The 12,173-nt window shown below is 61.1% G+C and carries 10 protein-coding genes and 1 tRNA gene; 9 read left to right on the top strand and 2 right to left on the bottom strand.

Features of this window, described 5'->3' with window-relative positions:
- The first annotated feature begins 6 nt into the window (after positions 1-6).
- A complete protein-coding gene (locus AXZ77_RS00405) occupies positions 7-1,254 on the top strand; it encodes a saccharopine dehydrogenase family protein (protein ID WP_098409592.1) in 1,248 nt (415 codons plus the stop codon).
- A gap of 835 nt (positions 1,255-2,089) precedes the next feature.
- Here AXZ77_RS00405 and AXZ77_RS00395 read toward each other — a convergent pair.
- Positions 2,090-2,166 (bottom strand) — tRNA-Arg (locus tag AXZ77_RS00395).
- A 328-nt stretch (positions 2,167-2,494) separates the two neighbouring features.
- Between AXZ77_RS00395 and AXZ77_RS00390 the strand changes: the two genes are divergently transcribed.
- On the top strand, positions 2,495-3,523 hold the full coding sequence (locus AXZ77_RS00390; RefSeq protein ID WP_255266376.1) for a LacI family DNA-binding transcriptional regulator: 1,029 nt from the start codon (positions 2,495-2,497) through the stop codon (positions 3,521-3,523).
- 41 nt (positions 3,524-3,564) lie between these two features.
- Here AXZ77_RS00390 and AXZ77_RS00385 read toward each other — a convergent pair whose 3' ends face one another.
- On the bottom strand, positions 3,565-4,386 hold the full coding sequence (locus tag AXZ77_RS00385; RefSeq protein WP_098409589.1) for an ABC transporter permease: 822 nt from the start codon (positions 4,384-4,386) through the stop codon (positions 3,565-3,567).
- 131 nt (positions 4,387-4,517) lie between these two features.
- On the opposite strand from AXZ77_RS00385, the gene cysQ reads away from it, so the two are divergent.
- The 7 genes from cysQ (at position 4,518) to AXZ77_RS00350 (ending at position 12,172) form a co-directional block, all read left to right on the top strand.
- Entirely contained in the window at positions 4,518-5,312 is a 795-nt protein-coding gene (cysQ, locus tag AXZ77_RS00380; protein WP_098409588.1) for a 3'(2'),5'-bisphosphate nucleotidase CysQ, read from the top strand.
- On the top strand, positions 5,312-6,112 hold the full coding sequence (gene kdsB, locus AXZ77_RS00375) for a 3-deoxy-manno-octulosonate cytidylyltransferase (RefSeq protein WP_098409586.1): 801 nt from the start codon (positions 5,312-5,314) through the stop codon (positions 6,110-6,112). The genes cysQ and kdsB overlap by 1 nt, the downstream gene beginning before the upstream one ends.
- Before the next feature lie 194 nt (positions 6,113-6,306).
- Positions 6,307-7,200 carry a UTP--glucose-1-phosphate uridylyltransferase GalU gene (gene galU, locus AXZ77_RS00370; protein ID WP_098409585.1) on the top strand — a complete coding sequence of 298 codons (894 nt, stop codon included), beginning with the start codon at positions 6,307-6,309 and terminating at the stop codon, positions 7,198-7,200.
- Positions 7,201-7,203: 3 nt separating this feature from the next.
- Positions 7,204-8,187: a UDP-glucose 4-epimerase GalE gene (gene galE / locus AXZ77_RS00365; RefSeq protein ID WP_098409584.1), complete on the top strand. Its 984-nt coding sequence runs from the start codon at positions 7,204-7,206 to the stop codon at positions 8,185-8,187.
- 25 nt (positions 8,188-8,212) lie between these two features.
- Positions 8,213-9,235, top strand: coding sequence for a glycosyltransferase family 2 protein (locus tag AXZ77_RS00360; RefSeq protein ID WP_098409582.1), 1,023 nt, complete (start codon positions 8,213-8,215; stop codon positions 9,233-9,235).
- Positions 9,236-9,447: 212 nt separating this feature from the next.
- Positions 9,448-10,458, top strand: a complete 1,011-nt coding sequence (locus tag AXZ77_RS00355) for a glycosyltransferase family 2 protein (protein ID WP_098409580.1) — start codon at positions 9,448-9,450, stop codon at positions 10,456-10,458.
- A gap of 13 nt (positions 10,459-10,471) precedes the next feature.
- Positions 10,472-12,172 (top strand): beta-1,6-N-acetylglucosaminyltransferase, encoded by a 1,701-nt coding sequence (locus AXZ77_RS00350; protein ID WP_078541563.1) that lies wholly within the window; start codon positions 10,472-10,474, stop codon positions 12,170-12,172.
- The last annotated feature ends 1 nt before the right edge of the window (position 12,173 follow it).

Below are 12,173 nucleotides of genomic sequence, written 5' to 3'. Positions count from 1 at the left end.
GCCGAAGTGAAAAAGAACGTGCTCATCATCGGAGCGGGCGGCGTCGCCCAGGTCGTGGCGCATAAATGCGCGCAGAATAACGACATCCTTGGCGATCTGCATATCGCCTCGCGCACCAAATCGAAATGCGATGCCATCATCGACAGCGTGCACGAAAAGGGCGCGATGAAGGTGGACGGCACGTTCGAGGCGCATGAGGTGGATGCGACCGATTCCGAGGCCGTCGCAGCCCTGATCCGCGAGACCGGCTCCGAGATCGTCATCAACGTGGGCACCGCCTTCGTGAACATGCACGTCCTCGACGGCTGCATCGCGACGGGCGCCGCCTATATCGACACCGCGATCCATGAAGAGCCCGACAAGATCTGCGAAACGCCGCCGTGGTATGCCAATTACGAGTGGAAGAAGCGCGATCTGTGCACCGAGCATGGCGTGACCGCGATCCTCGGCGCAGGTTTCGATCCGGGCGTCGTGAATGCCTACGCGCGTTTCGCCATCGACCAGATGGACGAGGTGAAGTCGATCGACATCGTCGATATCAACGCAGGCTCGCACGGCAAGTATTTCGCGACCAATTTCGACCCCGAAATCAACTTCCGCGAATTCACCGGTGTGGTCTATTACTGGGAAGACCAGCAGTGGAAAGAGACGAGCATGTTCGCCTCGGGCCACAAATGGGATCTGCCCGTCGTCGGCCCGTCGCAGGCCTATCAGTCGGGCCATGACGAGGTGCATTCGCTCGCCACCAACTATCCGCAGGCCGATGTGCGCTTCTGGATGGGCTTCGGCGATCACTATATCAACGTCTTCACCGTGCTGAAGAACCTCGGCCTTCTCTCCGAACAGCCGGTGAAAACCGCGGAAGGTCTGGAAGTCGTGCCGCTGAAAGTGGTGAAGGCCGTGCTGCCCGATCCGTCGAGCCTCGCGCCGAACTACACCGGCAAGACCTGCATCGGCGATCTGGTGAAAGGCACCAAGGACGGCAAGGACGTGGAGTATTTCGTCTATAACGTCGCCGATCACAAAGAGGCCTATGAAGAGGTCGGCTCGCAGGGCATCTCTTACACCGCGGGCGTGCCGCCGGTCGCCGCCGCGATCCTGATCGCCCAAGGGGATTGGGATGCGAAGACGATGAAAAACGTCGAAGAGATGGACCCCAAGCCCTTCTTCACCGAGCTGGACCGCATCGGCCTCCCGACCCGCGTGATGGTCGGCGGTCTCAAGGGCGAGGACAAGGCCTGGACCGAGGTTTAAGCGGTCTCGCCAAGATAAGAAGTCGTCTCGCAAACTCCTGCGAGACGATTTTCTTGGGGACATTTTTGTGGCTAACCTTGGGGGTATCTCGAAAAATCGAGTCCAATCAGTCATTTAGAATTTTTTTGTTAACCCCATGAATCTCAAGTGAATCTTTCCTGCAACAGTTGACTCACAAGAGTGCCCATAGGAGAATCCCAAGTGTTCTGTTAGCCGCGCTGACGAACATGCCATGCGTGACACGGTGATATTCTGCCGGCCGTAACACCAGTTTTTTCTGGGAGTGCTATGTGGGGTTCGAGGCAGGCCCCACCGCATGGCCATAGTTTACCAATGCTGCCGAAGAATAATGCCTTTTTCCAAGGCTTTCCGAATTTTCCTTTTCCGAGTGCGGTGTAGAGTCATCACGTAACTTCTAGTCCTATCATTCGTCACTTTAACAGCCGATACATAGCGCCGGGCCTCAGCCTCGTTCCAATATGAAACGTTGCAAGAGTTTTGCCTGTCAGCGATCCACAATCCCTCACGCAATATGGTTGGGATGAATCGGAGATCGCCTTCGATTATGTGATCTCCGTGGCGATCAAAAATGTGCTGCGCGGATTCTTTCGTCAAAAACACCGCATCGCGCGAGCAACCGAAGTGCTTCGCTACTTCGTAGGGCATAGTACCGACTTGCAGCTCCGGCCGCCGGCCAGCTAGCAAGTCGAAAACCTCATCCGCCGAAATCTGAAACAAACTTCAAAGCCCCAAGCAAAGTCGCTCTGCGAGAATAGTAGTCAGTCTCAAAGAATACCGAGTACCTGTCTATATAGAAGACTTACCCGTATTCCGCTGGCGATCCCGGCAGGATTCGAACCTGCAACCTGCCCCTTAGGAGGGGGCTGCTCTATCCAGTTGAGCCACGGGACCGCGCTGCGCCTTTGATGCCGCCAAAGCGCTTGTGGCGCAAGACCATCGCTGCGCTGCAACAGAAAACCGCGCGCATATTCCTATGCCTGCGTGTCTTGCAGAAATTTCAGGATTTCGGGGGAAGGAGAGAAAAGGGAGCGCAAATTGGCCCACTGCGCCCCCTTTCGCATCCCTCGCCATGACGAATCCGACACTGGCGCGGGTCTGTCCAGGTATCGGGCGGAGATTATCCGACCCTACAACCGTTAACGCTAACATACTTGGCATCATTCGCTTGCGCAAGGGAAATGTTTGGCGCTAACAAGAGGAGAACCTTGAGGAACCGCCCTTGTCTCGCCCTATCGAAACCCGCCGTCCATTGACCCTGCGCGATGTCTCCGAAGCCTCCGGCGTCTCGGAGATGACCGTCAGCCGCGTGCTGCGCAATCGCGGCGATGTCTCTGATGCGACACGCGAAAAGGTCCTGCAGGCCGCGAAAGCGCTTGGCTACGTGCCCAACAAGATCGCGGGCGCGCTGGCCTCTCAGCGGGTGAACCTCGTGGCCGTGATCATCCCGTCGCTGTCGAACCTCGTCTTCCCGAAAGTGCTGTCGAGCGTGTCCGACGAGCTCGAGGATACCGGGCTGCAGCCGGTCGTGGGGGTGACGAATTACTCGCCGGAGAAGGAAGAGCAGGTTCTCTACGAGATGCTCTCGTGGCGGCCTTCGGGGGTGATCATCGCCGGGGTCGAACACACGCCCGCCTCGCGCGCGATGCTGCAGAATGCGGGCATTCCGGTGGTCGAGATCATGGATGTCGATGGCGAGGGGATCGACTCGGTCGTCGGCATCTCGCATCGCCGTGCCGGGCTGCATATGGCCGAGGCGATCGTCGCCGCGGGCTATCGCAAGATCGGGTTCCTCGGTACGAAAATGCCCGAGGATCACCGGGCGCGCAAACGGCTCGAAGGGTTCAAGGAAGGGCTCGCCAAGGCGGGGATCGAACTGGCCGACACCGAGTTCTACGCGGGCGGATCGGCGCTCGCGAAGGGCCGCGAGATGACGGAGACGATGCTCAAGCGCTCGCCCGATCTCGATTTCCTTTATTATTCCAATGACATGATCGGCGCGGGCGGTCTGCTCTGGTGTCTCGATCATGGGATCGACGTGCCGAACAAGATGGGTCTGGCCGGGTTCAACGGGCTGGAGCTGCTCGACGGGTTGTCGGTGCGCTTGGCCTCGATGAATGCCTGCCGCGGCGAGATCGGCCGCAAGGCGGCGCAGATCATTTCGGGGCGCTCGCAAAGCGGGATGATCGGCGGCGAAGTGATCGAGCTCGAACCGACCCTCGATCCGGGCGATACGATCCGCAAGACCTGATCCGCAAAACCTAATCCGACGGCGGCGCAAGCCTCCGTGCTTCAGCGCCGCGCGCCCCAGCTGAGCGACGCGTATTGGCGCGTGTAGAACTCGCCCAGAAGGCCGATCATCAGGATCGCGAGCCCGACATAGAGCGGGTATTCCCAGTTCGAGAAATGCGGATTGTAGTTGATGAAGGTGTAACCCCGCGCCTGATCGATCGTGTGGAACAGCGGGTTCCAGTTGAACAGGATCAGCATCTTGTGCGGCAGGTTGTTGGCGAGGAACATCTTGCCCGAGGCGATCATGTTGGCGCGGGTATAGACCTGCTGGATCACGCCGACCACTTCGGGCGCCCAAGGCTTCGCGGCGAGCAGCACGATCCCGATCGCGAGCCCCGTGAACCACGCCAGCAGCACCATTCCGAACGCGCCGACCCAGTCGTAGATCTCGATCGGTTTGAAGGCCGCGTGGTAGATATAGAGCACCGTCACCATCGACAGCACCTGAATATAAAGCGCGCTCAGCGCCGCCGACGAGATCGAGATCGCGGTGGTCATCGGCGCGTGTTTCATCATCGCCGAAGTGGGCCCTTCCGACCCGAAGACCGCGCCGAGGGTCTTGGTGTGGGTCATGTAGAGGAAGATTCCCGTCATGATGTAGAGCAGGAAATCGCCCCGCACCGAGCTCGACCGCATCCCGAGCACGCTGAACATGATGTAGAAAGAGATGACCAGCAGCATGGTCTGAAACATATTCAGCAACAGACCGATCAACGCATTCCCGTGGTTCTTGCGCAGATTGCGCACGGTGGCGTGATAAATCAGCTCCAGCAGGCTGAAGGTCGTGCCGAGCTTGGTCGTTTTCGTCTCTGGTCTGAACATGTCCCTGCCGATTCGGGCGTCGTTGCGGCCCAAGCTAGGTCGGATTGCTTGCTCAACCCTTGTCGCCGCATCATAAGGGGGGAGTTGGAGCATAGCAATTGGGCCTTAACAAGGCCGGGAGAGGCGTGACGATGGATTTCGAACATCTGATGCGAGTGATGCGGCGACTGGCGCTCGAAGCAGGCGACAAGATCATGGAGATCTACGATTCGCCCGAATTCGAAGTGAAGTCGAAGTCGGATAACTCCCCGGTGACCGAGGCCGACGAGGCCGCCGACGCTTTGATTTCCGCGGGGCTGCGCGCCGAGTTTCCCGATATGCCGCTCGTCACCGAGGAGCAGGCGGCGAGCCATTCGCAGGACGTGTCGACTTTCCTGATCGTCGATCCGCTCGATGGCACGAAGGAATTCGTCAAACGCCGTGGCGATTTCACGGTGAACATCGCCTATGTCGAGAATGGCAAGCCGGTGCGCGGCGTGGTCTACGCCCCCGCCAAGGGACGTCTGTTCTACACGCTGGCAGAGGGCCGCGCGGTCGAAGAGGATGGCCCCTTCGACAAGGAACGCCCCGGCAAGCAGCATCCGATCACCGTCTCGATGCCCGACAATCGCGGGCTGATGGTGGTGGCGTCGAAATCGCATCGCGATCAGGCGACCGACGATTACATCGGCAAATACGCGGTGAAGGACATGGCCTCGGCCGGGTCGTCGCTGAAATTCTGCCTTGTCGCGACCGGCGAGGCCGATCTCTATCCGCGTCTCGGGCGCACGATGGAATGGGACACCGCAGCCGGTGACGCGGTTCTGCGCGGCGCGGGCGGCGAGATGATCCGCTTCGACGATCACGCGCCCTTCACCTATGGCAAGCCGGGCTTCGAGAACCCGTTCTTCATCGCCTACGCCCCCGGCGTTTTGCTGGTGAAGTAATGTCGGTCCTCATCGTCATCCCGGCGCGCTACGCGTCGAGCCGTTATCCCGGCAAACCGCTGGTCGAACTGACCGGCGCCACGGGCGAGAAAAAGACCCTGATCCAGCGCAGCTGGGAGGCGGCGACGCAGGTCGGCGGCGTCGACCGGGTCGTGGTAGCGACCGATGACGACCGTATCCGCGAGGCCTGCGAAGCCTTCGGCGCTGAGGTGGTGATGACCTCCGAGAGCTGCCGCAACGGGACCGAGCGCTGCGCCGAAGCGGCGGCGACCCTTGGCGGCGATTTCGACATCGTCGTGAACCTGCAGGGCGACGCGCCGCTGACGCCCGCCTGGTTCATCGAAGACCTCGTCGCCGGGCTGCGCGCCAATGATTGGGCCGAGCTGGCCACCCCGGTGCTGCGCTGCGAGGGCGCGATGCTCAACAGCCTGCTGGAAGATCGCCAGAACGGTCGCGTCGGCGGCACGACGGCGGTGTTCGGCGCCGGCAATCGCGGGCTCTATTTCTCGAAGGAGGTCATTCCCTTCACCTCCGAGACATTCGCGGACGAGGCCCCGACGCCGGTCTTCCACCATGTGGGTGTCTATGCCTACCGCCCGGACACGCTGGCGGCCTATGCGAGCTGGCCGATCGGGCCTCTGGAGACCCTCGAAGGGCTGGAGCAGCTGCGCTTTCTGGAGAACGGTCGCGCGGTGCTCTGCACAGAGGTCGAGTCGCGCGGACGGCAATTCTGGGAGCTCAACAATCCGTCCGATGTGGCCCGGATCGAATCCATGATGCTGCAGATGCAGCTTCCCTGAACGCACGCAATTTCTCGCCGATCGCACGCAAACTGCGGTTTTTCACGGCATTGCACGAAACAATTTTCGCATTTGCAGCATTTCTTCCCACGGGAGTGCTCAACGCCAAAACCGGTCCCTTGTTGGATCACGGCTTTGGGGACACAATGAACCAACTTTTGACGATTTAATCGTAGCAACCCTATAGGTGACGAATGAAAAGCAAGGTGACGAAGGCGATCTTCCCGGTGGCCGGCCTCGGAACCCGCTTCCTCCCCGCGACGAAGTCGATCCCGAAAGAGATCCTCACGCTGGTGGACCGCCCGCTTATCCAATACGCCATCGACGAGGCGCGTGCGGCCGGTATCGAGGAGTTCATCTTCGTCACCTCGCGCGGCAAATCGGCGCTTGAGGATTATTTCGACAATGCCCCCGAACTGGAAAGCGCGCTGGCGCAGAAGGGCAAGACCGAGATCCTCGAAGAGCTGCAGCAGACCAATATGGACAGCGGCGCGATCGCCTATGTCCGCCAGAACCAGCCACTGGGTCTGGGTCATGCGGTCTGGTGCGCGCGCCGCATGGTGCATGACGAAGCCTTCGCCGTGATCCTGACCGATGACGTCATCGCCGCCGACAAGCCCTGTCTGCAGCAGATGATGGAAGCCTATAACGAGACCGGCGGGAACTATGTCGCGGCGATGGAAGTCCCCGCCGACAAGACCGCGTCCTACGGTGTTCTGGATGTCGGCCCGGGCGACGGTCCGCGTCTGCCCGTCAACGGCATGGTCGAGAAGCCCAAGCCCGAGGACGCCCCCTCGAACCTCGCGGTGATCGGGCGCTACATCCTCACCCCGCGGATCATGTGGAACCTCGATGCGCGCAAGGCGGGGGCTGGCGGTGAGATTCAGCTGACCGACGCGATCGCGCAGGAAATCCACGGCGGAAACTCGGTCTACGCCTATCGCTTCGACGGGCAGCGCTACGACTGCGGCTCGAAGGCGGGCTTCCTGCAGGCAACGGTGGCCTTCGGCCTTCAGCGCCCCGATCTGAAGGACGAGTTCGGCGAGTATCTCTCCGATCTCTCCGCGATGCGGCAGGCTGCCGAGTAAGCAATGAAGCATGTGTTGGTAACGGGTGGTGCGGGCTATATCGGCTCGCACGCCTGCAAGGCGCTGGCCGCGGCGGGATATGTCCCGGTCTGTTTCGACAATTTCTCGACCGGCTGGAAAGAAGCGGTGAAGTTTGGCCCCGCCGAGGAGGGCGATCTGGCAGATCGCGCCCGCCTCGACGAGGTGTTCGCGAAGTATCAGCCCATCGCGGTGATGCATTTCGCGGCGCTGAGCCTTGTCGGCGAGTCGATGCAGAACCCGTCGAAATACTGGCGCACTAACGTGAATTGCGCGCTGAATCTGATTGAGGCGGCCGTCGATGCGGCCTGCCGCAACTTCGTCTTCTCCTCGACCTGCGCGACCTATGGCGATCAGGACGGGGTGGTGCTGAACGAGGACACCGAGCAGCGCCCGATCAACGCCTATGGCGGCTCGAAACGGGCCATCGAAGACATGCTGCGCGATTTCGGCGCGAGCCACGGGCTGAACTCGGTGATCTTCCGCTATTTCAACGTGGCGGGCGCCGATCCCGACGCCGAGGTCGGCGAGCAGCACATCCCTGAGACGCATCTGATTCCGCTGATGCTGGATGCCATCGCGGGCAAACGTCCGGCGCTGACCGTGTTCGGCTCGGATTATGCGACGCGCGACGGCACCTGCATCCGCGATTATGTCCATGTCTCCGATCTCGTCGATGCCCATGTTCTGGGTTTGAAATGGCTCGAGGATGGCAAGCCGTCGCGGGTCTTCTGCCTTGGCTCGGGCAACGGGTTCTCGGTGCGCGAAGTGATCGACGCCTCGCGCGCGGTGACCAATCGCGACGTGCCGATTGTCGAGGGGGACCGTCGTCCCGGCGATGCCGCCGCGCTGGTGTCGGGCTCGAAACGGGCGACCGAGGAGCTTGGCTGGCAGCCGAAGCGGTCGGACCTTTCCACCATGATTTCCGATGCATGGCGTTGGCATCAGGCGGCAGAGTATGAATACTGACCCCGAGGCAGGGTCAGGAGAATGAATGCCATCGCGCCGTGAGCTTTGGGAGGGCTACAGGCTGCGCCTCAAGCGCAAGCATTTCCTGTGGCGCGCCCTGCGCAAACGGCACCAGCTCGACCGCGTCACCAACCGCACTGGCAAGATAAAGCCCGGCGCGATCCTCGCCTTCGCTGTGATGCGCAACGAGGCGCGGCGGTTACCCTTCTTCCTCAAGCATTACCGCAAGCTCGGCGTGGATCACTTCCTGATCGTCGACAATGGCAGCACGGATGGCACCGGCGCGTTACTGGCGGAGGCGCGCGATGTGTCGCTGTGGCAGACGTCGGGCAGCTACCGGGCCTCGCGCTTCGGGCTCGATTGGGTGACATGGCTGATGCTGCGCTACGGGCACGATCACTGGTGCCTGACCGTCGATGCGGATGAGCTGCTGATCTACCCCTATCACGACAGCCGCCCCCTGCCCGCGCTGACCGACTGGCTCGACCGGTCGGAGCAGTGCAGTTTCCCGGCCATGATGCTCGACCTCTACCCGAAAGGGCCGCTTGGCGCGCAGCGCTATGAGGCGGGACAGGACCCGTGCAAGATCCTGAACTGGTTCGACGCCGGGAATTACATGATCACCCGGCAGGCGCAGACGGATGCGCTGTGGATTCAAGGCGGGCCACGGGCGCGGGCGTTTTTCCCCGACAGCCCGCGCCAATCGCCGACCCTGTCGAAGATTCCGCTGGTGCGCTGGCACCGGCGGTGGGCCTATCTGAACTCGACCCATGCGCTGCTGCCGCGCCACCTGAACCAGACTTACGACACGGAGGGCGGCGAGGCGATTTCGGGGCTGCTGCTGCACACGAAGTTTCTCGACGAGATCGTGGACAAGTCGAAGGAGGAGAAATCGCGCGGCGAGCATTTCGGCCAGCCTGCGGAATTCGACCAGTATTACGACGCGCTGGCCGCCGATCCGGAGCTCTGGACGCCGCATTCGACGCGGCTCGGCGACTGGCGGCAACTGGAGGCGCAGGGGCTGATGTCGCGCGGCGGATGGATGTGAATTTGTTGACTTGGGGGCAACATTGCTGACGCAAGCGTTAGGCGTGGCCTTCTCACCAGCGAGCAAACCGGGTAAGTATCGGAAGATATTGATAAGCCGTTGAAAACTTGCCGATTTGAACAGGGCGACCTTTAACGATTTGAGAACTACGATGCGAGTAGCAAGGGACCAGTGCGGCACGGAATGACCGCGACGTCGGAGAGGGACGGCAATTGGGACTGAGAGAGATCGCCAGGCTGCGCCGTAAACGCAGAATTCGGCAGATTCGGGCTTTCCGCAAAAGCCGCGAACTCTCCCTCTATTCCGACCGCACCGGCGACATCCGCCCCGAGGATATCCTCGTCTTCGTTACCGCCCGCAACGAACGCATCCGCCTGCCCTATTTCCTGCGCTACTACCGCGAGATGGGCGTCGGGCACTTCCTGTTTGTCGACAATGGCAGCGACGATGGCAGCGCCGAGTATCTCGCCCAGCAGGAGGATTGCTCGGTCTGGCGCACGGAGGCCTCTTACAAGGCGTCGAATTTCGGCATCGACTGGATGAACTGGCTGCTGCGCAAATACGGCACCGGGCATTGGACGCTGACGCTCGATCCGGACGAGTTCTTCGTCTACCCGTTCTGCGACACGCGGCCCATTCAGGCGCTGACCGACTGGCTCGACACCTATGGCATCCGGTCCTTCCCGGCGATGCTGCTGGATATGTATCCGAAAGGGCCGATCGACGCGCAGCCCTATCGCGAGGGGCAGAACCCGTTCGATCTGGCCTGCTGGTTCGATGCGGGCAATTACATGATCTCGCAGAATTCCGAGACCAACAATCTGTGGATTCAAGGCGGACCTCGGGCGCGCATCTTCTTTCCCGACGCGCCCAAGAAAGCCCCCTCGCTCAACAAGATCCCTCTGGTCAAATGGGAGCGTGGGAACGTCTATATCTCCTCGACCCATATGCTGCTGCCGCGCGGCCTGAACCAGGTCTATGACACGATCGGCGGCGAGATGGTTTCGGGTTGCCTGCTGCATGCGAAGTTCCTCTCAACCCTCGCCGACAAGGTCGAAGAGGAATTGGAACGCAAACAGCATTACGCGGGATCGCGCGAATATCACGCCTATGCCCGCACGATCTCAAAAGAGCCCGATTTGTGGTGCAAATGGTCTGAGAAATATATCAACTGGCGCCAGCTCGAGATCCTCGGGCTGATGTCGAAAGGCAATTGGGCGTGAGGAAACAAGGCGCGTGACAGTCGGATTCATCATGATGTGCCACACCGCGCTCGACCGGGCCGCGCAGGTCGCGCGGTTCTGGTCGGAGGGCGGCTCGCCCGTGGTGATCCATGTCGATGCCCGCGTGACCGCGCATGACTATAACGGCTTCAAGAAGATGCTCTCCGATCTGGAGAATGTCTCTTTCTCGCGGCGCTACAAATGCGACTGGGGCACGTGGTCGCTGGTGGCCGCCAGCCAAGCCGCGGCCGAGCAGATGCTGGCGCTGCATGACGACGTGCGCCACGTCTATCTGGCGTCGGGCTCCTGCCTGCCGCTGCGCCCGCTGCATGAGCTGACCGACTATCTCGACGCGCGGCCCTATACCGATTTCATCGAAAGCGTGACCACCACGGAAGTCGGCTGGACCGTGGGCGGGATCGACATCGAACGCTTCACGCTGCGCTTCCCGTTTTCGTGGAAAAAGCAGCGACGCATGTTCGACCGCTATGTCGAGTTCCAGCGCCGCGTCGGCTTCAAACGGCGCATCCCCGACGGGCTGGTGCCGCACCTTGGCAGCCAATGGTGGTGCCTGACGCGCCAGACCCTGTCGGCCATTCTGGAAGACCCCGATCGCGCGCTCTATGACCGCTATTTCAAGCGCGTCTGGATTCCGGATGAGAGCTATTTCCAGACCCTCGCAAGGCTCTATTCCACCTCGATCGAGAGCCGCTCGCTGACGCTGACCAAGTTCGATTTTCAGGGCAAGCCGCATATCTTCTACGACGATCACCTGCAGCTTCTGCGGCGGTCGGACTGTTTCGTGGCGCGGAAAATCTGGCCGAAGGCGGATAAGCTCTATCGGACCTTCCTCGACAAAAGCCCCGGGCGATCCGTCATGGCGGAGCCGAACCCGGCCAAGATCGACCGGCTGTTTTCCAAGTCGATCGAGCGGCGCACGCGCGGGCGACCGGGCCTCTATATGCAGAGCCGTTTTCCCAAGAAGGACCACGAGAACGGCAAGACCTCGGCGCCCTATTCGATCTTCCACGGCTTCTCGGATCTCTTCGAGAATTTCGACGGCTGGCTCGCGAAATACGTGGGCGCGCGGGTGCATGGACATCTCTACGCGCCCGAGCGCGCCGAGTTCGCGGGCAACGAGCGGATGTTCAACGGCTGCCTGACCGACGACGCGGCGCTGCGCGACTACAACCCGCGTGCTTTTCTCACGAACCTGATCTGGAATTCGCGCGGGGAGCGGCAATGCTACATGTTCTCGCCGCGCGACAATCAGGCGAATAACTGGTTCACCGCGACCGATCCGAATGCGCAGATTTCGGTCATCACCGGCGCCTGGGCACTGCCGCTGTCGCGCAAGAACGAGAATTTCGCGACGATCCGGCGCGAGGCCGCGATGCTGCAGAAACGTGAACTGGAGCATCTGGAAATTCTGCGCTCGATGTATGTGAAGGCGCGCGTGCGGATCTGGACTGTCGCGGATTTCATCGAGAACCCGATGGAGCCTCTGCAGACCATCATCGACGAGATCAGCCCCCGCGCCACCCGCCGCCTGACCGAAGCGCCGCAGATGGTCGATCTGTCGGGGTTCAACCAATTCCTGCAAAATCTCAAGAACCAGGGGATGCAGCCGCTCGTGATGGGGGATTTCCCGCTCGAGCAAAGCGGGAAGCGCGATGCCGCCACCCGCCGCGGTCGCCCCTATCTGGTGAAATAAG

It is taken from the genome of Thioclava sp. ES.031, assembly GCF_002563775.1.
Classification (GTDB): Bacteria; Pseudomonadota; Alphaproteobacteria; order Rhodobacterales; family Rhodobacteraceae; genus Thioclava.
Note: the sequence above shows the minus strand (reverse complement) of the source record. Positions and strands in the feature narration are given on the sequence as shown.

Bases quoted from the DNA above. Each gene is read 5' to 3' on its own strand.
- AXZ77_RS00385 (WP_098409589.1), bottom strand. From the start codon at position 4,386: ATGTTCAGACCAGAGACGAAAACGACCAAGCTCGGCACGACCTTCAGC.
- kdsB (WP_098409586.1), top strand. From the start codon at position 5,312: ATGTCGGTCCTCATCGTCATCCCGGCGCGCTACGCGTCGAGCCGTTAT.
- galE (WP_098409584.1), top strand. From the start codon at position 7,204: ATGAAGCATGTGTTGGTAACGGGTGGTGCGGGCTATATCGGCTCGCAC.
- cysQ (WP_098409588.1), top strand. From the start codon at position 4,518: ATGGATTTCGAACATCTGATGCGAGTGATGCGGCGACTGGCGCTCGAA.
- galU (WP_098409585.1), top strand. From the start codon at position 6,307: ATGAAAAGCAAGGTGACGAAGGCGATCTTCCCGGTGGCCGGCCTCGGA.
- AXZ77_RS00360 (WP_098409582.1), top strand. From the start codon at position 8,213: ATGCCATCGCGCCGTGAGCTTTGGGAGGGCTACAGGCTGCGCCTCAAG.